Below are 23,673 nucleotides of genomic sequence, written 5' to 3' on the forward strand. Positions count from 1 at the left end.
GCCGAACCTCCTAGTTAGTCTTCAGCAATCCAACTACGCAGTAACTTTGCAAAATCGTCTGGCTTTTCTTTGGCCATTTTTTCTAGCTGCTTACGACGCATTGTAGCTTCCGTTTCAATTTCTTCATTAATATCATCAACCATTAATTCTTCTTGTTCCTCTAGGATACTTAGTTCTTCTTCTTCTTTCGCACGCTTACGTGAACGGATAATGAAGAATGCTAGTAATAAGATAACAGCTAACAAGATACCCCCGATAACCCAAACCCACCATGGAATGATTGGTTTTTCATCAGCTACCTCTGTTGCTTTACCGTATAATGGTTGTACAGATACCGCCACTTTTTCATCGATTTGCTCTTGAGTAAGTTCTGCTGCTACGTCTTTGGAAATTGTTGTACGTACAATTGTACTTAAAATTTTCTCAATATCTTCACGAACACCGTCTGGTAATGACGCTGCGTCAGTTGCTGTCGGTGGTTCAACAATTACTTGAATCCCAATATCCTGAATTTTATAAGGAGCTTCTTGAATATCCTTACGTATACGGTTCACATCATTATTAATCGTCTCTTCCGTACGCTCATAATCACCATTTCCTGCTGTACCTTCATTATATGTTGTGAAGTTATCGGTAGTTGTTTCAGCCTCAGGTGTTCCTGCTGCTGCTGCAGCTCCTGTACCAGAATATTGCTCTGTAATACGCTGAGCACTAATAGCAATACCTTCCATATTTTCTTCATCAACAGGTGTCACAAGATTTTCTTCACGGTTTTCTTTCTTGAAATCAATATCCGTTGTGACAGAAACCATTACTTTATCTTGTCCCATCAACGTTCCAAGCATATTTTGCACTTGGCGTTGTAAATCTCTTTCTACCAATTTCTTCATTTGCAATTGGCCTTCAGCTGTTGTTGTGGAAGTACCATCAGCTGTTGCTGCATTCAGATCAAAGTACTCTGAGAATTGGTTAGAGATCACGATATTTTCAGTCTTTAAATTTGGAATACTTTTTGACACTAAATTGTACATAGTAGTAATTTGCTGTTCCGTAAATTTATAGCCAGGGTCTGTATTTAAAACGATAGATGCTGTTGCCTCTCCTTGAACATCTGTGACGAATACCCCTTCCTCAGGAACAGTAATCATCACTTTTGCATCTTTTACACCTTCCAAGTTTTTGAAAAGTTTAGCAATTTCAGTTTCAGTTGCTGCTTTTTTTAATAGGTTAAATTCATTATCAGTCATACCAAATCCTGAACTATTAGCAAATGAGTAATCAATTGATCCTGTTTGTGGATATCCCTCTGAAGCTAACTGCACTAATAAGGAGTCTACTTGCTCTTCTGGCACTAAAATAGATGTTCCACCTGGAGCAATTTGATAGGTCACACCTTGGGAATCTAGCGCTTCCTTTACTTGTCCAATTTCCCGTGTTGATAAATCTTTATAAAGTGGAACATATGTAGTTTTGGAAGCAAAAAATGTCACAATTGCTGCTAGTGCGATTACAACTACCACGGAGCCAATCATAACTATTTTTTGCTTTTTACTTCGACTTGTCCAAAATTGACTGGTGTCGTTTTTTATTTTTGTCAATCGTTCATTCATTATGAATCCTCCGGTTATAGTGAATAACCTAGCCATCAATAATTTGCGAACATAATGAGCCACTTTAAATTGTGGTTGTTAATCTATATTGAAAAGAGGTTTCTTATCTTTACAATAAAATTAAACACTCATGCGCATTATTTCTTGGTAAGCTTCAATCACCTTATTGCGAACTTCAATTGTTGCGTTTAGGGTAATGCTTGCCTTTTGCGAAGCAATCATCACTTCATGCAACTCCACATCTTCACCTTTAATTAGCTTCTGAGTAAACTTATCAGAAGTTATTTGTTGATCATTTACTTTTGCAATTGCTTCTTTTAGCGAGTTCGCGAAGCTTTGTTGCGCTTCATAAGGTGTTGCATTAAGTTTATTCGTGTTATTTACAACCTGAGTGGGTGTCATTAGCGAAATGGACGAAATGGCCATGTATGTATCTTCCTTTCTACTTAAATTTATTTACCAATCTCTAGAGCCTTCGTAAGCATGGATTTATTTGCATTAAATACAGTTATATTAGCCTCATAAGAACGAGTAGCCGACATTAAATCAACCATTTCTTTCAACGGATCGACATTGGGCATATTTACATAACCATCTGCATTTGCATCTGGATGAGTTGGGTCATATACAAGTTTGAAAGGTGTTTCTTGATCTTCTGAAATTCGAGTAACTTTTACACCATTACCAACACCACTTTTTGCATTTTTACCTAGTGCTATATTCAAAAAATTTGAGAATTGTCCTTCTTGTGCTGCTAGCGTCACTGACTTACGTCGATATGGTTCCCATTCCCCATTCACTTGACGAGCGCGAGTTGTATCCATGTTAGCCATATTAGAAGAAATAACATCCATACGTAAACGTTGCGCTGTTAAAGCGGAGGCAGTGGTATTCATCCCATGAAATATAGACATCTATTACTTACCTCCTTTAATAACGGTATTCAATGTGTTTAATTTCCCATTAACACGATCGATTAGCGCATTATAATAAATTTGATTCTCTGCTAATTTTGCTTGCTCGGCATCCATATCTACAGCATTCCCATTGTTTCTATATCGCAAGTTCTCCACAATATTGACACCTGGTGTAGATTGTCGAAACGTGAAATCATAATGTCTATTATCAGTACGATATGCAGAAATAGCTATGCTCTTCTGCTCTTTCAGCATATCCTTAAAACTAACATTTTTCGCCTTATAATTAGGTGTATCGACATTGGCGATATTATTTGCGATTGTTTTATGATTTAAAGTGGCATAGGAAAGTCCTTTTTCCAGGCTACTAATAGTTCCTCCAAATATATTCAAAACTGTTCACCTCATTTTATTTCAATCTATGTACTTGTTAATTTATCCAATAATACAATTGTAATTAAGATGATACCTAGTGTCTATTGTCTTTTGTCACTTTTTAATAGTCTATACGCCCTATTTTTTCTCCCTCTCAACCATGACAAAACTTCCCCATCCTTTGTGCCTCTAAGCTTCAGTAAAGATTATTAATCATCTAGTTATTTTACACCATTTCGACAGTGTTTACGATTTTATTGTGAAATATGCCTTTTTATGAGGTTAATCGCCTTTTTTAATCTTAATTAAGAAAGGTCCCTTTTTACTAGTTCGATCAATAGTAGAGTATTTTATATAGAGATACTATACGTTTATTCACCATTCTTCCAAAGTAACATATATGGAATTTTTATATGCTAATGGTAGTGACAAATTATCGAACATTCTTAGGCTAAAAGCAACGAAATCCATGTTTTTGTATTAAATCTCTAAAAAAGAAGAGCTATAAAATTTCGAAAATACGCAAAAAAGCGTCTATATTTACCATAGACACTTTCATAATTTTGAAAAACAATACAATTAATAAACTTTTTAAGAAAGGTGAAACGCGTTAGCGTTTGCTTCTCTCACTCTGTTCTAAACTTCTTATACTCGTGTTGCTAACCTTTCATCTTATAAAACTACCACTCTGTTTAAGGTCTCATCTTTCTCACTATCTCACGCAGAAATCTATAGGCTTTCCACTCTAATCCTTAAAGGTGTACTCTCTTTTTAGCGAAGGTTGCTTTATCACGCTTTGTTGTGACTATTCACCTTTTCACATTGAAAATAGACATAATACGTTTTATATTTTCTACTGCTATTATGAAAAGGCATTTTTGTATCCTGATAGCTAGCTGCATTCCTAGTGAATTAATCACTCCCCTGTATGCTGGCAGAACGAAAATCAGCCCTTCTCCTTTCCAAAAGGTCATGTACATCATTCTCTTTTTCAACAACAATAAAAGCGTCTATGTTTGCCATAGACGCTTTCGTTAGCTTCTTATAAGAAGCATTTATTTCATTTTAATTTCTGCTAAAGCATTTAAGAATTTATCGTTTAGTACTTTAATATAAGTACCTTTCATACCTAAAGAGCGAGATTCAATGACACCTGCTGATTCAAGTTTACGTAATGCGTTTACGATCACTGAACGTGTAATACCCACTCGGTCAGCAATCTTAGAAGCAACTAGTAAACCTTCATTACCATCAAGTTCTTCGAAAATGTGTTCAATTGCTTCTAACTCACTGTATGAAAGTGAATTAATAGCCATTTGCACGACAGCTTTGCTACGAGCTTCTTCTTCAATTTCTTCAGACTTTTCACGTAAAATTTCCATACCAACTACTGTTGCACCATATTCAGCTAAAATTAGATCATCATCTTCAAATTGTGAAGATAAACGAGCAAGGATTAATGTGCCTAAACGTTCACCACCACCAACGATTGGTACAATTGTTGTTAAAGCGTTTTGGAATAAATCTTTATTTTCTACTGGGAAAGCAGTATGTTCATTATTAATGTCTAAATTTGAGGATGTTTCAGAGATCGTAAATAAGCTATGTGTGTATTCTTCTGGGAATTGTCTCTCTTCGAACATTTTTTTCATACGCTCATTTTCAATTTGTTGGTGAATTGAAATACCCAATAATTTACCTTTACGACTTAAAATATAGACATTACTATCGATAATATCGCCTAATGTATCGGCCATTTCCTTAAAGTTTACCGGCTTACCAGCAGAAGCTTGAAGCATCGAGTTAATTTTACGTGTTTTTTCTAATAAATTCATTATATGTTCCTCCTATAAATAATCCGAAGAGTATTTACTAAATATTCTAAAGGTTTTTATTATTGAATGATACTAATCAGCTTTATCTTACAGTATAAACTGTGACAAATCTTTGTTTTTTACTATACCCGCAAGTTTTTGATCCACATACGCCGCATTGATCGGGATACTTGCTGGTGCAATTTCAGATGCCTCAAACGATAGTTCTTCCAGTAAACGTTCTAATATCGTGTGTAAACGACGGGCTCCGATATTATCTGTTTCCTGATTCACTTCGGTTGCTATCTCAGCTATTCGTTCAATAGCATCTGTCGTGAAATGAATTTCTACGCCTTCTGTCTCTAAAAGTGCTTTATATTGCAAAATTAATGATTGATCTGGTTCTTGTAAAATACGCACAAAATCCTGTTTTGTTAATTTTTCTAGCTCTACCCGAATTGGGAAACGGCCTTGCAACTCGGGAATTAGATCTGATGGTTTTGACATATGAAATGCCCCAGCAGCAACAAACAACATATAATCCGTTTTCACTGCACCATACTTGGTAGTAACAGTAGAACCTTCTACAATTGGTAAAATGTCACGTTGAACCCCTTCACGGGAGACATTCGCCGAAGTATTTCCTTCTTTACTAGCAATTTTATCGATTTCGTCAATAAAAATGATACCCGATTGCTCAGCCCTATTAATGGCTTCCTGTGCTACTTCATCTGCATCTATCAGCTTATTTGCTTCTTCTATTGTTAAAATACGACGTGCGTCTTTTACTTGCACACGGCGCTTTTTCTGTTTTTTAGGCATTAAACTAGATAGCATATCCTGCATACCACTATTCGCAGACATATCCATCCCAGTTCCTTGTAACGCATCAAAAATGGATGGATTTTGTTCTGTTACCTCTACAGTAACCCACTCATTTTCTAACTTACCATTGCGTAAATCAATCGCAATTTGAGCACGCTTCGAGCGAACTTCTCCATCATCTGCTGATGAATCATCATTTGTTGGTTGTTCTTTCCCACCGAATAGCATTTCAAACGGATTTTGCATCGCCTGTTTTTTACGTAAAGAAGGCACCAAAAGTTTCACGATTGCTTCATTTGCTAATTCTTCTGCTTGTTCTTTGACAGACTCCATCATTTCTTCTTTAACAAGACGATGAGAAGCTTCTACCAAGTCACGTACCATTGATTCAACATCTCTACCCACATAACCTACTTCGGTAAACTTTGTCGCTTCAACTTTTACAAAAGGAGCATTAGTAAGCTTTGCAATCCGTCTGGCTATTTCTGTTTTACCGACACCAGTTGGCCCAATCATCAAAATATTTTTCGGAATAACTTCAGCCTTCATATCTTCATTTAACAACGAACGACGATAGCGGTTTCGTAACGCAATAGCTACAGCTCGCTTAGCTTCATTCTGCCCAACAATGTAACGATCTAAATGCTCAGTAATTTGTCTTGGCGTTAAATTTTTTTGTGTCATTAGTTCAGCGCCTCCACGATAATATTATGATTCGTAAATACACAGATTTCAGCAGCTGTTTCTAATGCCGCTTCAGCAATTTCACGAGCAGTCATTGTTTCACCTGCATATTTTTTTAATGCTCTACCTGCAGACAATGCATAATTGCCACCAGAACCAATGGCCAAAATGCCATCATCAGGTTCAATCACTTCTCCTGTACCTGAAACGAGTAATAAAGTCGTTTTATCCATTACTAGTAGCATTGCTTCTAGCTGGCGCAGCATTTTATCACCACGCCATTGCTTTGCGACCTCAACGGCTGCACGCTGCAAATTACCGTTATACTCATTTAATTTGCCTTCAAACATTTCAAAAAGTGTAAAGGCATCAGCAACTGAACCTGCAAAACCAGCGAGGACCTGCCCATTAAACAGACGTCTGACCTTCCTTGCTGTACCCTTCATCACAACTGCATTTCCCAATGTTACTTGACCATCACCAGCCATGGCACAGCCTCCGTTATGATGAACCGCAAATATCGTTGTTGCATGAATTTGTCCCATCTGCCTTCCTCCTTAGCTCTATTATGCCCTTGGATGAGCATTCATATATGTTTGACGAAGATGCTCTTTTGTTACATGTGTGTAAACTTGTGTAGAAGATAAATGTGAGTGACCTAATAACTCCTGCACAGTCCGCAAATCTGCGCCATTATTCAATAAATGGGTGGCAAAAGTATGGCGAAGCATGTGTGGGTAAATTTTCGTATGGAGTGAGGCCTTGTCAATCATTTCGTTTAAAATATGACGTACCCCTCTAGGAGTAAGTTCCCCACCACGCATATTGACAAACAACTGCTGATGATTCGTTTTTTTCATCAATCGTGGACGAGCTTGCTCTATGTAGTCCTGCATTGCTAAACTCGCAAATTGACCAAATGGAATGATTCGTTCTTTTCGACCTTTGCCCATTACTCGAATGATCGAATAATGAAAATCCACATCCTCTACATGAATTGAAGTCAGTTCACTCACACGAATACCTGTTGCATATAACAGCTCTAATATAGCTATATTTCTTAATGATTTCAAATCATCACCAGTATTCGCATCAAATAACTGTTTTAATTCTTCTTCGTAGAAAAAATTGGGTAAGCGTGATTCTTTTTTCGGATGATAGAGCGAACGAAATGCTCCGTCATCTAATCCGTACTGTCTATTTAGAAAGCGAAAAAAGGAGCGGATCGAGGAAATTTTCCTAGAAATAGAAGCCCTCGCCCTTTTCTCATCGTACAACTTTGTTACATAAAGACGTGCATGTATATATTCAACACTTGCTAAATCATGGATTCCCTCCGTTTGTAAAAAGGTTAAAAAATCTAGCAGGTCTGATTCATATTCTCGCACTGTATGAACAGAGAAGTTCTTTTCAACTTGGATGTAAAGCATGAACTGTTCGAGTGCATCTTGGGACGAAACTAACACGGAAGATTCACCACCAATAATTTATTAATAATTTTCTCAAATGACTGACACTTGTAATATAACGGATATACAATTCTTTGTCATCTCTTACAAGTTTGTATCGTTTTTCTTATCATTAATAAACATACATATTGACACTAAACCTATCTTCATAATATAGCAAGTGTAAATAGTTATATTATGAGAAAAACTCCATACAAAATAATAAAATACGTCTAATTAAGCATTTTGTCTACAAAAAGAAAAAGCCTCTAAGAGTATATCAACTTTTAGAGGCTTTTGGCAATTAAATTGTTTGTGAATTCACAAAATTTCGAATTGTGCTTATTGCGCGTGTTGCATGCATTTCCGCACGCTCTGGTTTAGAACGACGACCAGGTGGTAAGTCCGGGAAGATGCCGAAGTTTACATTCATAGGCTGGAAGTTTTTCGACTGTGCTTCTGTTATATAACGCGCCATGCTTCCTAATGCCGTTTCGAATGGGAAAATAATTGGCTCTTGTCCTAATGCTAAACGAGCTGCATTAATTCCTGCAATTAATCCACTACCTGCTGATTCAACATAGCCTTCTACACCTGTCATCTGACCTGCAAAGAAAATATTCTTTTGCTCACGAAGTTGATATGTTTTTTCTAAAACTTTCGGTGAATTAATGAAGGTATTTCTGTGCATGACGCCATAACGCACAATTTCTACATTCTCTAACCCAGGAATGAGCTGTAGTACTTCTTTTTGCGGACCCCATTTTAAATGCGTTTGGAAGCCAACAATGTTGTAAAGCGTGCCTGCTGCATCGTCTTGACGAAGTTGAACAACTGCGTAAGGACGTTTTCCTGTTTTTGGATCCTCAAGACCAACTGGCTTCATCGGACCAAATAACATCGTTTTCTCTCCACGAGCTGCCATTACTTCAATTGGCATACAACCTTCAAAGTAAATTTCTTTTTCAAATTCCTTTAATGGCACAACTTCCGCTTCGATTAGTGCTTGGCGGAAACGATCGAATTCTTCCTTTGTCATAGGACAGTTTAAATAAGCCGCTTCCCCTTTATCATAACGAGATTTTAAATAAACTTTATTCATATCTATACTATCTTTTTCGATAATGGGTGCTGCTGCATCGTAAAAGTATAAATAGTCTAAGCCAGTTAAACCTTGAATTTTTTCAGCCAAAGCTTTTGAAGTTAATGGTCCTGTTGCAATAACTGTAATACCTTCTGGAATTTCTGTGACTTCTTCATGAATAACCTCCACAAGTGGATGGTTTTTCACAGCATCAGTTACATACCCTGCAAATTCGTGACGGTCTACTGCTAGAGCGCCTCCAGCAGGTACTGAACATTGATCTGCTGCCTTTAAGATAACAGAATCTAACATACGCATTTCTTCTTTTATAACGCCTACAGCATTCGTTAACCCGTTTGCACGCAATGAGTTAGAACAAACAAGTTCCGCAAATTTATCAGTATGGTGGGCTGGAGTCTGCTTTACAGGACGCATTTCATAAAGTTTAACTTTTATACCACGCTTAGCAATTTGCCAAGCTGCCTCGCTACCTGCAAGTCCTGCTCCTATTACATTTACTACTTGTTCAGTCATGTTTCTTACCATCTTCCTATCATTGAGTTGGTGCTTCTTCATAGTCACATTTCGTACATTGAATTTGCACACCTTTTTTTATCTTTTTCTCTACTAATAATGCACTACATTTTGGACATGGTCTATTAATTGGCTTGTCCCATGAAACAAATTCACATTCAGGATACTGATTGCAACCATAGAATAGACGCTTTGTTTTACTTTTTCGCTCCACAATTTCGCCCGTTTCACAGGAAGGACATTTCACACCAATAGGCTTCATAATCGCTTTTGTATTTCTACAATCCGGGAAATTAGAACAAGCCATAAATTTGCCATATCGTCCGAGCTTAAAGACCATTGGAGATCCGCAAAGTTCACAGTCTTCACCTGCAGGCTCATCTTTAATGACAACCTTTTCCATAGCCTCATCCGCATGTTTTACATGGACTTCAAAGTCCTTATAAAATTCTTCCACAACTTTTTTCCATTGTCGATTACCTTCTTCAATATCATCTAAATCTTGTTCCATCTGTGCTGTGAATTCGATGTTTATGATATCTGGGAAAAATTCTAGTACGAGTTGGTGTACGATCTCGCCCAGCTCTGTTGGCATAAAGCGTTTAGCATCTAATACAACATAGCCACGGCGCTGAATTGTATCGAGGGTCGGTGCATATGTGGACGGGCGCCCAATTCCTAGTTCTTCCATTGTTTTAACAAGTCGCGCCTCAGAATATCGTGGTGGTGGCTGTGTAAAATGTTGTTTAGGCTCAATTTCAAGCGATTTTACTTGATCACCAATTTCCATCTCAGGTAAAAGTTTTGTTGTCTCTTCTGTTTGATCATCAGTACCTTCAATATATAGTTTCATAAAGCCTGCGAATTTAACTTGTGAGCCGTTTGCACGGAATAAAACATCACCATTTTGAAGATCTACAGCTACCGTATCAAGTACTGCTGGTGCCATTTGACTTGCAATAAAGCGCTCCCAAATTAAGCGATATAAGCGTAACTGATCACGGCTAAGTACTGCCTTTAATTCATCTGGTGTCCGCATTGTACTTGTTGGACGTATCGCTTCATGAGCATCCTGTGCATTTGAAGCTTTCTTGGTTTGCTTTATCTCTGTTGCAATGTATTCTTTGCCATATTTCCCCTCAATATAGGTAACCGCTTCTGCTTTTGCCGTATCAGAAATACGTGTGGAATCGGTACGCATATAAGTGATTAACCCGACTGTTCCCTCTTTTTTTCCAATATCAATACCTTCGTATAATTGCTGTGCTAGCATCATGGTCTTCTTAGCTCGGAAATTTAATTTTCGTGCTGCTTCTTGCTGTAACGATGATGTTGTAAAGGCTGGTGCTGCATTACGTTTACGTTCCTTTTTCGTTACATTGACAACATCAAAGTTTGTTCCTTTAACATCTTTTAAGATTGCCTTTACTTGTGCTTCATTTGTTAATTTTATTTTGTCTTTACCATTTCCATAGTAAAGAGCATCAAATGATTTTTTTCCTTTTTCAAACGTTCCTTCAATTGTCCAATATTCTTCTGGTTGGAAGTTTTTAATTTCATTTTCACGATCAATGATCATGCGTAGCGCTACAGATTGTACCCGACCCGCTGATAAACCTTTTTTCACCTTTTTCCATAAAATCGGACTAATGTTATAGCCAACAAGTCGGTCCAATATACGTCTTGTTTGCTGCGCATCTACTAAATCCATGTTAATTGGACGTGGATTTTTAAAAGACTCTATAATCGCATCTTTAGTTATTTCATTAAATACAACACGACAATCTGAGTGAATATCAATATTTAATGCAGTCGCAAGGTGCCAAGCAATTGCTTCTCCCTCGCGGTCTGGATCGGCCGCTAGATAAACTTTCTTTACTTTTTTAGCTGCAGACTTTAATTCCTGTAACACAGGTCCTTTACCACGTATCGTAATATATTTAGGCTCGAAATTATTTTCAGCGCTAACGCCCATCTGACTACGTGGAAGATCTCGTACGTGTCCAACCGACGCTTTCACTTTATATTTCTTTCCTAAATACCGTTCAATTGTTTTTGCTTTTGCTGGTGATTCTACAATCACTAAATAATCCGCCATCTATGTCTCCCCCTTAGCGAGGTCTATTACTAATTTTTTAAGTTACCTGTTGCAAAATGTATAACAGATTTTAAGATAATGCAACTTTTTTTCAATTTTTGTTAGAAAAGAGGTCCATTGTTTCAATGATTTGATGACCATTCACTATCGGAATTGCTCCTTCTAAAAGCAATTGATTTGTCCCCTTCGATTGAGTTGCGTCTATAGGACCTGGCACCACAAATACATCTTTTCCTTGCTCCAATGCAAGCTCTGTCGTAATGAGTGTGCCACTTTTTAATGCCGCTTCTGTCACAACTAATGCTTGCGATAAACCACTAATGATTCGGTTACGCATTGGGAAATGCCATTTTTCAGGCTTCATATAAGGAGGATATTCTGTCATTAATAACTGGTGCTCTGCCATTTGTGTAGCAAGAATGCGATTTTCTGCTGGATAGAGATAATTAAAACCATGTCCAAGCACTGCTATTGTATGACCGCCCATATCCATTGTTGCCCTATGTGCCATTGTATCTGCACCTCTTGCAAGCCCACTAACAACCGTATAATCACGTTGAACAAGAGGTGGGACAATTAAGTCTATCGCTCTTTTCGAATACGCTGTCGCCTTCCTAGAGCCTATAATAGCTATCTGTTTTTTGTTTGTTAACAGGGAATATTGACCTTTCACATACAATACAGTAGGTGGACTTGATATTTCAAATAATTGCGCTGGGAAATAGGGATGATAAAACGGGATGGGGAAAATATGAGCCCGTTCATAGGCCTCTTCAAGTGGTGTTGTCATAATTTGTCGAAAGCGCTGAGAAAGTTGATATGCTTTATGTGCCGATATTTGTAAAACCTTTGCGATGTCGTCATAATGAATGTCTTCAAAAGTGCTTAAAAAATTCACAGGAGACAACAATTTCTGAAGTTTCTGAAGTGGTAATGGGTATACATAATGTAAGGCTAGTAATCTCTGCGTATCTACTGCTAGGATCATTCAATAAACCTCCTTTTATAATAGAAGAAATTAAATGACCGCATGATAATTTTCAACACAACATTTCATTATTATTTATAACATCTGCCACAAAATTGTTGATTTCTTCATAAGTAAGTAGGTAATTGTTGAATGAAGTATGATAAACAGTGTATAAATAATGAAAAAGATGTAGCCGTAATGGCTACATCTTCCATTTTAATGGGTTTTACACTTTTCGTATAGCCCTTTTTCTTTAATTACTTTAATCAATGTTTCACCAATTACAGAAGGTGTTTCTGCAACTTCAATACCAGCTTCGTTCATTGCTTTAATTTTCTCCGCTGCTGTTCCTTTACCGCCAGAAATGATAGCACCAGCGTGACCCATACGTTTTCCTGGAGGTGCAGTTTGTCCACCAATAAAGCCTACAACAGGTTTTGTCATATTTGCTTTAATCCATGCAGCTGCTTCTTCCTCAGCTGTACCACCGATTTCACCAATCATAACCACTGCGTAAGTTTCTGGATCATTATTAAAGGCTTCAAGTACATCAATGAAGTTTGTACCGTTGACAGGGTCTCCACCAATACCTACTGCAGTTGTTTGACCAATTCCAGCTTGTGTTAATTGATGTACTGCTTCATATGTTAATGTACCGGAACGAGAAACAACTCCTACATGGCCTTTTGTATGAATATAGCCAGGCATGATACCAATTTTACATTCATCAGCTGTAATAACACCTGGACAGTTTGGACCTACTAGGCGAGTGTTTTTGCCTTCCATATAACGTTTAACCTTAACCATATCAAGGACAGGAATATGCTCTGTGATACAGATTGTTAATTCTAATTCAGCATCAACAGCTTCTAAAATTGCATCTGCCGCAAATGGTGCAGGTACATAGATAACTGAAGTTGTAGCACCTGTTGCAGCTACAGCTTCTGCTACTGTATTGAAAACAGGAACTCCCTCGATTTCAAGTCCACCTTTACCTGGTGTTACACCTGCTACGATTTTAGTACCATACTCAAGCATTTGCTTCGTATGGAAAAGAGCTGTTTCGCCCGTAATCCCTTGTACAATTACCTTCGTATCTTTGTTAATAAATACAGCCATTGTTCTCCCTGCCTTCCTTAGCCTACTAGTCCCACAATTTTTTGTGCACCGTCAGCCATTGAATCCGCTGCAACGATGTTTAAACCAGACGCATTTAAAATTTCTTTTCCAAGTTCAACATTTGTACCTTCTAAGCGTACAACTAATGGCACAGCTAAACCAATCTCTTTAGCAGCCGTTACTACACCCTCAGCGATAATGTTACACTTCATAATTCCACCAAAGATGTTAACGAAAATGCCTTTTACGTTTGGATCAGAAAGGATAATTTTGAAAGCCTCTGTTACTTTTTCAGCTGTTGCACCGCCCCCTACATCTAGGAAGTTAGCAGGGCTTCCGCCATAATAACTAATTGTATCCATCGTTGCCATCGCAAGACCAGCACCGTTTACCATACAGCCAATATTTCCATCTAATGAAATATAGCTTAGGTCATATTTTGATGCTTCGATTTCTTTTGCATCTTCTTCGTCGAAATCGCGTAATTCGACAATATCCTTATGTCGATATAATGCATTAGCATCAAAATTGAATTTAGCATCTAGTGCTACAACCTCGCCTTGCCCAGTTACAACAAGAGGATTAATTTCTACAATTGATGCATCTTTGTCGATAAATGCTTGATATAAGCCTAACATTAATTTAACAGCTTTCCCTACAAGGTTTGCTGGAATATTCATATTAAACGCCATACGACGTGCTTGGAAGCTTGTTAATCCAACTACAGGATCTACTACTTCTTTGAAGATTTTCTCCGGATTCGTTTCCGCTACTTCTTCAATATCCATACCGCCTTCTTCAGATCCCATTACTGTAACACGAGATGTGGCACGGTCTAATACTAGACTTAAATAGTATTCTTTTTGGATATCAGAACCCTCTTCAATATACAAACGTTTTACTTCTTTTCCTTCTGGACCTGTTTGATGAGTCACTAAAATTTTTCCTAATAACTCTTTTGCGTATGTGCGCACCTCGTCAAGGTTTTTAGCGATTTTGACACCGCCTGCTTTACCGCGTCCACCTGCATGGATTTGCGCCTTGACTACTGTTACGTTTGAGCCAAGTTCCTTCGCTACTTTTACTGCTTCATCAGGGGAAAAAGCAACTTTTCCGTTTGGTACAGCTACACCATATTTTCTCAGAATCTCTTTCCCTTGATATTCATGGATATTCATAATACATCCTCCCATCAAACATTTGCATAGAATTGTTTTACTAACATAGACTATTCTAACGAAAGATTCTGATAAAGTCTACACTTTGTCTTTAGTTCGAATTTTCTCTCTTATTATGACGCTTTTTTCTATTTTGTGTACTAAAACAGCTTGCAAAAATAATCAGAATAATTCATTTTTTCTATATTTTCGTGCATGTTGTTGATCCAAACGATAAATAAATGCGAAAACTTCAGCTACAGCCTGATATAATTCTTCAGGAATAGACTCGTTTAAATCTAATTGACTAAGCAACTGCACAAGGTTAGGATCCTCATAAATCGGCACATTATGCTCATTTGCGCGGGCTAAAATATTTTCTGCAATTTTCCCTTTTCCCTTTGCTACAACAGTGGGACTATCAAATTGACCAAGCTTATAGGTAAGCGCAATTGCCTCTTTTCGGGTAAATTTTTCTTCGCTCATACGCGGATATCCACCCCACTCTGCTCCTCTCGCTGTTCTACTACAGGACTTATTTTTTCTGTTTGCCCTTTGTCAAATTGTTTAATAAACACACCTGAAAGTTGATAATTTTTTTCTGCCAATCCAATTTTTAAGGCAGCCTTTAACGGCTCGGCAAGTGATTGAATTTCCGAATTTTCATTAAAGACCGTTACTGTGACAACTCTATTTTGAACCTGCATATCAATCACTGTTTCTTGCATGGAAGCCATTTGTAAATAAAACAAAACGCGTGCATAGTTAGCATCAATTTTGCCATTATCTTTCATGCGACCATTCCACTGTAAGGTTGCATCCATCTTCTTACCAAAAAATTCAAGTGGGACTTGCATGATGAGCTGATGTTGATGACCATTTTCTCCTGAAGATAGCTGCATTCCATTCATACGCGTCATAAGCATCTCTGCCGCTTCCTTCATTTGAGGGGTTATATTAGTTTCCTGCAATAATGTATGGAGCTGTGGTTTTAGCTGATGTGCAATCATGTGTAAATCAGCAGACTTGTTCCCTAGTGTTGCCTCATAGCTAATTCCCAAATTTTTCAACACCGTTTTAAGAGCATGTTCCATTGCTTTACTATCCATTGAATTTTGCACTAGTGCATCTGCTTGCGTTACAACTTGTTGTATGAATGGTTGCGAAGAATCAATACTATTTTTTACAAGATTGCGCATGAATGCCTCATTCTGTGAAGGAGAATTGGCCTCTTGCCTAAATAGGGATAACAAATGATCTTTCACCGAAAGTGCATGGGCATCCTGTGTAAATAAACGATCAGCTGTATTTTGAGTAAATGCTTTTAATAACTGATCCTGCATTTGTTTAGCAAAAACCTCTAACGTTTGTTTTGTTACTGGTAACTGATTAAAACGATCCACCAGTTGATTGATTTGCTGTTTTTGCTCATTGGTTAATAAATTTTGACTTCCAGTCCAGGATTTAAGTTGCTCCACTAGTTGACTAGCATTTTCTGGCCTTGTAGCAAGTATGGTTTGAATCACTTGACCAGCTTGCTGCATTGGCTGAAAGGCTTTTGCTTCATTCATATTTGACCAGTTTTGCAATGTAGCTTGCTGAGGCAGAATCCCCGACTCTTTTAAAATTGATAAAGCTTGCATTTTTTCACTCATTGTCGCAGCGCTATTGGTTAAACTTTGTAAAACCCTAGCAAGCACAACACTACCTGTTTCTACTTCAAAGGGCTTTGCAATCGCTTGTATTTGTTGCATTAAATTTTGCCTCAATGACTCAGATAGAGCTGTATCCTTCGCTAAAAGCTGAGCAAAGTTATCCATGATAGTGGTCATACCAGAAGTCTTTTGACCACTCATCAATGCTTGAAACACATCATTTGTCATAGGCATTTTAAGCTCTATCATTTTTTGAATGGTTTGCAGAGCATCTACTTTTGATATACCCTCTGGTAATGCCTTTAACCACATTTCAGCTTGCAACATTTGTTCTTTCGAAATGGGTAGCTGCGCTTTCATAAAATGCCCTAATAATTGCTGCATCTCTGCTGATTTAGGCAAATTCATGGATTCTAATAACTGATTAATTTGCTGACTAGGGGTAGCTGCCTGTGCCATTGGTCCAGTCACTATTTTCAATTCCGTTTGTGGATTTGTTCCTGTTACCTGAAAGAAATGGGCATCCCCAGCTTTTAACGGCACTTCGAGTTTAGCTATAAATTTTTGATTACCTACTTGTATTTCTGCCATTTGATCTGGATATAATTGCTTAATTGTTCCGTGAAATATTTGTCCTTGTTTTAAAGCAAGTGGTTGATTTGTCGAAGTTATTGCATTTTGCTGCAGTTGAATCGGATTAAATGATGTGGCTGTCATATACATACTCCTTTCATCAATTACTCCTTCGTGTAATTGTCTACCGTATTTTAACTTTATGAAAACATAGATTTTATTGGTTCAAATGATTTACGATGGTGAATAGTCGGTCCAAACTCTTCTAACGCTTTTAAATGCTGCTTTGTCCCATACCCTGCATGTTGCCCAAAGCCATACATCGGAAATTCCTCGTCTAATTGCTCCATATACTCATCCCGTGCTGTTTTAGCTAAAATGGATGCAGCTGCTATCGCTAAGCTCTTAGCATCTCCTTTTATAATCGAATCTTGAGGAATTGTAATAGGTAATGTCATAGCATCGATTAAAACAACATCAGGCTTGGTCGATAATGATTCAACACTTGCCTTCATAGATTGTTTTGTTGCCTCATATATATTCAGTTCATCAATTTGTTCGGCAGGTTGAAAATGAATTGAATAGCTTATGGCATGCTCTTTAATTAATGTTGCAAAGCCGTTTCGTTTATCTTTCGATAATTGCTTTGAGTCATTCAGACCAACAAGTGCCTCACAATTTGTCGGTAAAATTACAGCTGCCGTCACGACTGGTCCTGCTAGTGGTCCCCGTCCTGCTTCATCTACACCCGCAATAAATGCATCAGTTCCCCCATAGCTTAAATCGAATGCAACTTTTTTTTGGTGCTCTTGCAGTAATTGACGTTTTTTATCCTGTCTCTTTTGCCAAGTTAGCCATGCCTTTTGTACACCTGCTCTTTCATCCGCTGCAATTTCTTTCATCCAATCTTGCCATTCCTCAGCAGCCTTCAATGCACTTGTAATTTCCTTAATGGTTTTCATTGTGTACTCCTTCTTACTTCTATTCAATCAAACTATATCATGTTCGGTTCTTATGTAGTCTCTTTAACTCGAAAACTATTTTCCTCTCTATCATCATTATCGGTTAAAAAATGTATTCCTAAAAGAAAAACTGCCACAAAAGAATGTGTGACAGTTTCAAATCCTTATAGTTGTTCAGTTGTTTCTTTTTCTAACTGCTCGTCCACAAAATCAAAGGTAAGTTTACCTAATTGTAATCCACGGATATCTCGAACAATTAGTTGGGCCACTTGATCATAATCTATTTCTCCACCAGGACCAAATACACGACGTAGCTTACCAATATGGTCAAAAGTATCCACTAACTCCTCATGGATAAACTCGAGACCGTAACGCTCCTCCATACGCTTTGGATAATGATTAGATAAGAATCGTAACCCATAGACAGCTAGGTCTTCCATATTTGTAATAGTATCCTTAATAGCTCCAGTTAAAGCTAATTTAAAGCCTACTTCTTGATCCTCAAACTTTGGCCATAAAATACCTGGTGTATCCAATAGTTCAAGCTCTTTACCTACTTTGATCCATTGTTGTGCTTTTGTCACACCTGGTGTATTGCCCGTTTTAGCGATATTTTTTTTCGCTAAGCGATTAATCAATGTGGATTTGCCCACGTTCGGAATGCCCACAATCATGGCACGAATAGCTCTAGGTTTCATTCCTCTTGCTTTCATGCGATCAAATTTTTCTTTTAAAATTTCTTGTGCCGCTTTCGTGACTTGCTGTAAGCCCTTGCCCTCAAGTGAGTTAATGGCTACTGCTTTATGACCACGCTTTGCAAAATACTCTACCCATTTCCGTGTTTCTTGTTCATCTGCCATATCCGCTTTATTTAAGATTAAAAGACGAGGTTTTTGGTTAATGACTTCGTCAATCATCGGATTACGTGAGGATAGCGGTAAACGTGCATCTATTAATTCAAATATAATATCGACAAGCTTTAATTTTTCAGTTACTTCACGTCGGGCTTTAGCCATATGCCCTGGAAACCATTGTATCGTCACAGCTATACCTCCTAAACTAAAAGAAAAGGGAGTAATTTTGCTCTCCCTTTCATGCATTACTTTACAATTTTTATGTCACTAAACGGCCAGAAAATCAGACTGGTATTACCAATAATTTCTTTCTGGTCAACAAGGCCAATATGTCGACTGTCTTTACTATATCGACGATTATCCCCCATAACAAAGATATACCCCTCAGGAATGGTATTGCTATCCAAGGAAACATCAATGTCATTTAAGGTGAAATCTTCTGTTAAGGTCCCCTCAGTAATTTGCGCTTTATAGGCATCTAAATAGGGTTCATCAATTGGCTCACCATTTATATACAATTGATCATCCTTATACTCTAGTGTATCTCCTGGCAATCCAATTACACGCTTTATGTAATTTTTTTGTTCAGGTGCATGAAATACAACAATGTCAAAGCGTTTTGGCTCCCCTATTTTATAACCAATTTTATTCACAATCATTCGATCGCCATCTTCAAGGGTTGGCATCATGGACTCTCCATCAACTGCAATGGGTGTAAATAAAAAATATCGAATAACTGCAGCAATCGCAAATGCAATTAATAGTGCTTTTGTCCATTCCCATAATTCATTTTTTTCTTTCACTTGTTTTTCCATTGAGAATTGCCCCCTTGTCTAACACCATTTTAGATGATAGTGAATAAAGATGACAAGCAAAAAGAAAAGAGGCTTGAACACAAGCCCCTCACTTTTAAGTCATAATTATCGAATTTCTTTAATACGAGCAGCTTTACCACGTAGGTTACGTAGGTAGTAAAGTTTAGCACGACGTACTTTACCGCGACGTACAACTTCTAAGTTAGCGATTTTTGGTGTGTGTACAGGGAATGTACGCTCAACACCTACACCGTAAGAAATTTTACGAACTGTGAAAGTTTCGCTAATTCCGCCACCACGACGTTTAATTACTACACCTTCGAAAATTTGGATACGTTCACGAGTACCCTCTACTACTTTCACGTGTACCTTAACAGTATCACCAGGACGGAAAGTTGGTAGATCAGAGCGAAGCTGAGATTTTGTAATTTCTGCAATAATGTTTGACATTGTTTTCTCTCCTTAGACAGATGCTCTTGCACGCAATCTATGCCACAGCGGAACACCGTAATTCAGTACTTCACATAGAAGTACAGATTAGATGTTATCATAAATAGGGTCGGCAATCAAGCATCTAGATGATTGTTTTTTAGTTTTTCTAGATACAATTTTTGCTTGTCTGTTAATGGATATTGCTCCAGTAAGTCTGGACGGCGCTCAAAAGTTCTTTTCAGTGACTGTTCCTCTCGCCATTGCTCGATTTTAGCATGATTCCCCGATAATAAAACATCAGGTACCTTCATGCCACGGAACTCAGCAGGTCGTGTATAATGTGGATGCTCAAGTAGACCCGTTGAAAAAGAATCCTGGATATGTGAATCCTCTTGCCCTAAGACACCAGGTAACAATCTAACTACACTATCAATAACAGTCATAGCCCCTAATTCCCCACCTGTTAAGACAAAATCGCCAATGGAAATTTCGTCTGTCACGAGGTGCTGACGTATACGCTCATCATAGCCTTCATAATGACCACATAAGAACACCAACTCTGTTTCCTGCGCTAGCTCTTCTGCTTTTTTCTGCGTAAAGCGTTCACCCTGAGGACACATTAATATGATACGTGGCTGTTTATCTGCCGTTATAGCCTCTACTGCACTAAACATCGGTTCAGGCTTTAATACCATACCTGCACCACCACCATATGGATAGTCGTCAACCTGATTATGCTTGTTCCCTGAAAATGTACGAATATCCGTTACCTCTAACTTTACAGCACCCTTTTCTTGTGCCTTCTTTAAAATAGATGCACCAAAAACGCCTGAAAACATATCCGGGAACAGGCTCAATACATGAATATTCATCATAATAAGCCTTCCATAACATGAATGACTATTTTTTTGTCCATAACATCAATATCTTTCACGATATCTTCTATATAAGGGATATAGTGTTCTTTCTTAGAGCCTTTTACTACCCAAACATCGTTTGCCCCTGTTTGCAGGATCTCTGTCACAACACCGATTGTTTCGCCCTCTTCAGAAATAACTGTGCAGCCTATTATTTCATGGAAAAAGAACTCATTTTCTTCAAGAAGATCATCAGTCATTTGATCTTTAGTCACTTTCAGCATGCCTTCTTTAAATGGCTCAACCAAGTTGATATTGTTCATGCCTTCAAAAGTTAATAAAATAATGTTTTTATGACGACGCATAGACTCAATCGTTACCCAGGTTGGCTTCTTATCGTCTTTTTTAAAGGCAGCAAGCTTATTTCCTACCGCAAAACGCTCTTCTTCAAAGTCTGTTGTCGATAATACACGTACCTCACCACGAATACCGTGCGTATTGACAATTCGACCTACATTAAACCATTCCATTCTACTTTCACCTCGTAAAAAACATGCTTATCTCCACAATGCATCTCGCTTATCCAAAAAAGGTTCCGTTCTTGCAAATGCGCTTTGGAAGAATGTTGTTTTAGCTAAGACTCATTTGTCTTGTTAAGAATAATATAAGCAATATCCTTTAGCTATACTCCTTATTCAAGCTTTAATTTCCACTTAAATAGAAGTCATAGCGATATGCTGATGTTAAAAAAAGATAAAAAAAGGAAGGAACCTACAAGCTCCCTCCTTTTTCGTCCAGATTTTACGCTTCATACTAAAAGGCCACTTCGAACTCCTAAGCGACATGTAAACACACCTATCAGGACTCACTAGTACTTGTTGCAAGAGCGTGAAAATCTTTTCTATTAATCCAATATATCGACGTAGGTCTTCTTTTGATGGTGACTACCTGCCGCTGAATAAACAATTGTACGAATCGCTTTTGCTACTCGCCCTTGCTTGCCTATGACTTTCCCTCTATCCTCTGGATGAACAAAAAGTTTATAAACAATTCGATTTGCATTTTCATCCGTCTCTATACGAACTTCTTCTGGATAATCGACTAACGGTAAAACGATTGCTTCAATCAGCTGCTTCAAAGACGTCGCCCCCGATTATTTACTGAATTTTTGGTTATGGAATTTTTCCATGATACCTTGTTCTGAGAACAGGTTACGTACTGTATCTGATGGTTTTGCACCGTCAGCTAACCATTTAAGAGCTTTCTCTTCATCAATGTTTACAGTAGCTGGTTGAGTTAGTGGGTTGTAAGTACCAACTGTTTCGATTTGACGACCGTCACGTGGTGAACGAGCGTCTGCAACTACGATACGATAGAAAGGAGATTTTTTAGCTCCCATACGTTTTAAGCGAATTTTAACTGCCATTTTAATAGCACCTCCGAATAAGTTTCACACAAGATAGTATATTATCAATGTTTAGGTTGTTTGTAAAGTGTTTTTTCTTAACACCTAAAAATTATTATTTAAACAATGAATCAAAGCCTGGTAATTTCATTTTTTTCTTCCCTTTACCACTTGCCATTCCAGTCATTTGCTTCATCATTTTTTTCATTTCATCGAATTGCTTAATGAGACGATTCACCTCTTGAATAGATGTCCCAGAGCCTTTCGCAATACGCTTTTTACGGCTACCATTCATAATTTCTGGGTTGGTCTTTTCAGCAGGCGTCATCGAGTAAATAATGGCCTCTACACGCCCCATTTGCTTATCATCAACTTTTACATTATCTAAGCCTTTGATTTTGTTAGCACCTGGTAGCATTTTTAAAATTTCATCAAGAGGGCCCATTTTCTTGACTTGCTGTAATTGCTCGACAAAATCATCAAAAGTGAATGTTTGAGATTTAAACTTTTCTTCTAATTCTTTTGCCTTAGCTTCATCTACATTTGCCTGAGCTTTCTCGATAAGTGACAGAACATCGCCCATACCTAATATACGAGATGCCATACGCTCTGGATGGAATGGTTCAAGCGCATCCATTTTTTCGCCCATCCCGACAAATTTAATTGGCTTTTGTGTCACAGATCGGATAGATAATGCAGCACCACCACGCGTATCACCGTCAAGTTTTGTTAAAACCACCCCAGTAATACCTATTGCTTCATTAAAGCTTTCTGCTACATTGACTGCATCTTGACCCGTCATGGCATCAACAACTAGGAAAACCTCATCTGGCTCTTTTAATGCACGAATATCCTTTAACTCTTGCATTAGGTCTTCATCAATATGAAGTCGACCAGCTGTATCGATAATTACCACATCATGATGCTCTTCCTTTGCCAATTCAATTGCCTGACGTGCAATTTCTACAGGAGATACCTCGGTACCTAACGCAAAAACAGGTAGTGATAACTGTTTTCCTAATGTCTGCAATTGTTGGACAGCTGCTGGACGATAAACGTCAGCGGCAACTAGTAATGGTTTACGATTATATTTTTTTCGTAGAACATTTGCCAATTTACCTGTAGTTGTCGTTTTACCCGCACCTTGTAGACCAACCATCATAATAACAGTGGGTGGCTTCGTATTAAACTTAATGGGACTTTGTTCGCCCCCCATTAATTCTGTTAGTTCATCTTGTACAATTTTAATAACTTGCTGACCTGGCGTTAGACTTTGCATAACATCAACACCGACAGCACGTTCACTTACCTTTTTTACGAATTCTTTGACTACTTTTAAGTTAACATCCGCCTCGATTAAAGCAAATCGGACTTCTCGCATCATTTCCTTAACGTCTTGCTCTGATACTTTCCCTTTGCCTTTAATCTTTTGGATCGTTCCTTGGAGTCGTTCCGCTAATCCTTCAAAAGCCATTGCTTTCGCCT

The 23,673-nt window shown here is 37.9% G+C and carries 24 protein-coding genes; all 24 read right to left on the bottom strand.

What is annotated here, in order from left to right:
- Positions 1–14 precede the first annotated feature (14 nt).
- A complete protein-coding gene (gene fliF, locus V1L66_RS17615; protein ID WP_016994578.1) occupies positions 15–1,610 on the bottom strand; it encodes a flagellar basal-body MS-ring/collar protein FliF in 1,596 nt (531 codons plus the stop codon).
- A 120-nt stretch (positions 1,611–1,730) separates the two neighbouring features.
- Positions 1,731–2,036: a flagellar hook-basal body complex protein FliE gene (gene fliE, locus V1L66_RS17620; RefSeq protein ID WP_004269303.1), complete on the bottom strand. Its 306-nt coding sequence runs from the start codon at positions 2,034–2,036 to the stop codon at positions 1,731–1,733.
- Between the two features lie 26 nt (positions 2,037–2,062).
- Positions 2,063–2,524, bottom strand: coding sequence for a flagellar basal body rod protein FlgC (gene flgC, locus V1L66_RS17625; RefSeq protein ID WP_312123998.1), 462 nt, complete (start codon positions 2,522–2,524; stop codon positions 2,063–2,065).
- Positions 2,525–2,527: 3 nt separating this feature from the next.
- Positions 2,528–2,920, bottom strand: coding sequence for a flagellar basal body rod protein FlgB (gene flgB, locus V1L66_RS17630; protein WP_333005789.1), 393 nt, complete (start codon positions 2,918–2,920; stop codon positions 2,528–2,530).
- 1,037 nt (positions 2,921–3,957) lie between these two features.
- Positions 3,958–4,737 carry a GTP-sensing pleiotropic transcriptional regulator CodY gene (gene codY, locus V1L66_RS17635; RefSeq protein WP_004229266.1) on the bottom strand — a complete coding sequence of 260 codons (780 nt, stop codon included), beginning with the start codon at positions 4,735–4,737 and terminating at the stop codon, positions 3,958–3,960.
- A gap of 87 nt (positions 4,738–4,824) precedes the next feature.
- Positions 4,825–6,225, bottom strand: coding sequence for an ATP-dependent protease ATPase subunit HslU (gene hslU / locus V1L66_RS17640; protein WP_036080485.1), 1,401 nt, complete (start codon positions 6,223–6,225; stop codon positions 4,825–4,827).
- On the bottom strand, positions 6,225–6,770 hold the full coding sequence (gene hslV / locus V1L66_RS17645; RefSeq protein ID WP_004229270.1) for an ATP-dependent protease subunit HslV: 546 nt from the start codon (positions 6,768–6,770) through the stop codon (positions 6,225–6,227). Before hslV ends, hslU begins: the two co-directional genes overlap by 1 nt.
- A 21-nt stretch (positions 6,771–6,791) precedes the next feature.
- Positions 6,792–7,691 carry a tyrosine recombinase XerC gene (xerC, locus tag V1L66_RS17650; protein WP_036080487.1) on the bottom strand — a complete coding sequence of 300 codons (900 nt, stop codon included), beginning with the start codon at positions 7,689–7,691 and terminating at the stop codon, positions 6,792–6,794.
- Between the two features lie 286 nt (positions 7,692–7,977).
- Positions 7,978–9,291: an FADH(2)-oxidizing methylenetetrahydrofolate--tRNA-(uracil(54)-C(5))-methyltransferase TrmFO gene (gene trmFO, locus V1L66_RS17655; RefSeq protein ID WP_036080490.1), complete on the bottom strand. Its 1,314-nt coding sequence runs from the start codon at positions 9,289–9,291 to the stop codon at positions 7,978–7,980.
- A gap of 19 nt (positions 9,292–9,310) precedes the next feature.
- Positions 9,311–11,389: a type I DNA topoisomerase gene (topA, locus tag V1L66_RS17660; protein ID WP_016994084.1), complete on the bottom strand. Its 2,079-nt coding sequence runs from the start codon at positions 11,387–11,389 to the stop codon at positions 9,311–9,313.
- Between the two features lie 91 nt (positions 11,390–11,480).
- Positions 11,481–12,377, bottom strand: a complete 897-nt coding sequence (gene dprA, locus V1L66_RS17665; protein WP_258859562.1) for a DNA-processing protein DprA — start codon at positions 12,375–12,377, stop codon at positions 11,481–11,483.
- Positions 12,378–12,575: 198 nt separating this feature from the next.
- Positions 12,576–13,478 (bottom strand): succinate--CoA ligase subunit alpha, encoded by a 903-nt coding sequence (gene sucD / locus V1L66_RS17670; RefSeq protein ID WP_004229280.1) that lies wholly within the window; start codon positions 13,476–13,478, stop codon positions 12,576–12,578.
- 17 nt (positions 13,479–13,495) lie between these two features.
- Positions 13,496–14,656, bottom strand: a complete 1,161-nt coding sequence (gene sucC, locus V1L66_RS17675) for an ADP-forming succinate--CoA ligase subunit beta (RefSeq protein ID WP_036080495.1) — start codon at positions 14,654–14,656, stop codon at positions 13,496–13,498.
- A gap of 162 nt (positions 14,657–14,818) precedes the next feature.
- On the bottom strand, positions 14,819–15,121 hold the full coding sequence (locus V1L66_RS17680) for an EscU/YscU/HrcU family type III secretion system export apparatus switch protein (protein WP_312124000.1): 303 nt from the start codon (positions 15,119–15,121) through the stop codon (positions 14,819–14,821).
- Positions 15,118–17,007 carry a hypothetical protein gene (locus V1L66_RS17685; RefSeq protein ID WP_312124001.1) on the bottom strand — a complete coding sequence of 630 codons (1,890 nt, stop codon included), beginning with the start codon at positions 17,005–17,007 and terminating at the stop codon, positions 15,118–15,120. Before V1L66_RS17685 ends, V1L66_RS17680 begins: the two co-directional genes overlap by 4 nt.
- A 56-nt stretch (positions 17,008–17,063) precedes the next feature.
- Positions 17,064–17,825, bottom strand: a complete 762-nt coding sequence (locus tag V1L66_RS17690) for a ribonuclease HII (RefSeq protein WP_258859564.1) — start codon at positions 17,823–17,825, stop codon at positions 17,064–17,066.
- A 164-nt stretch (positions 17,826–17,989) separates the two neighbouring features.
- Complete coding sequence (gene ylqF, locus V1L66_RS17695; protein WP_258859565.1) at positions 17,990–18,868, bottom strand: ribosome biogenesis GTPase YlqF; 879 nt, start codon at positions 18,866–18,868, stop codon at positions 17,990–17,992.
- 56 nt (positions 18,869–18,924) lie between these two features.
- Entirely contained in the window at positions 18,925–19,494 is a 570-nt protein-coding gene (gene lepB / locus V1L66_RS17700) for a signal peptidase I (RefSeq protein ID WP_036080510.1), read from the bottom strand.
- 105 nt (positions 19,495–19,599) lie between these two features.
- Positions 19,600–19,944 carry a 50S ribosomal protein L19 gene (gene rplS, locus V1L66_RS17705; RefSeq protein WP_004269407.1) on the bottom strand — a complete coding sequence of 115 codons (345 nt, stop codon included), beginning with the start codon at positions 19,942–19,944 and terminating at the stop codon, positions 19,600–19,602.
- 116 nt (positions 19,945–20,060) lie between these two features.
- The gene (trmD, locus tag V1L66_RS17710; RefSeq protein WP_026023516.1) at positions 20,061–20,798 is read right to left on the bottom strand and encodes a tRNA (guanosine(37)-N1)-methyltransferase TrmD; all 738 of its coding nucleotides are present in this window, start codon (positions 20,796–20,798) and stop codon (positions 20,061–20,063) included.
- Positions 20,798–21,313: a ribosome maturation factor RimM gene (gene rimM, locus V1L66_RS17715; RefSeq protein WP_333005790.1), complete on the bottom strand. Its 516-nt coding sequence runs from the start codon at positions 21,311–21,313 to the stop codon at positions 20,798–20,800. The genes trmD and rimM overlap by 1 nt, the downstream gene beginning before the upstream one ends.
- Positions 21,314–21,687: 374 nt before the next feature.
- Entirely contained in the window at positions 21,688–21,921 is a 234-nt protein-coding gene (locus V1L66_RS17720) for a KH domain-containing protein (protein WP_004269410.1), read from the bottom strand.
- Between the two features lie 15 nt (positions 21,922–21,936).
- Positions 21,937–22,209, bottom strand: a complete 273-nt coding sequence (gene rpsP / locus V1L66_RS17725) for a 30S ribosomal protein S16 (protein WP_004269411.1) — start codon at positions 22,207–22,209, stop codon at positions 21,937–21,939.
- A 94-nt stretch (positions 22,210–22,303) separates the two neighbouring features.
- On the bottom strand, positions 22,304–23,662 hold the full coding sequence (ffh, locus tag V1L66_RS17730) for a signal recognition particle protein (RefSeq protein ID WP_205441925.1): 1,359 nt from the start codon (positions 23,660–23,662) through the stop codon (positions 22,304–22,306).
- Between the last annotated feature and the right edge of the window lie 11 nt (positions 23,663–23,673).

Source organism: Lysinibacillus sp. IITD104 (assembly GCF_036698265.2).
Lineage (GTDB): Bacteria > Bacillota > Bacilli > Bacillales_A > Planococcaceae > Lysinibacillus > Lysinibacillus boronitolerans.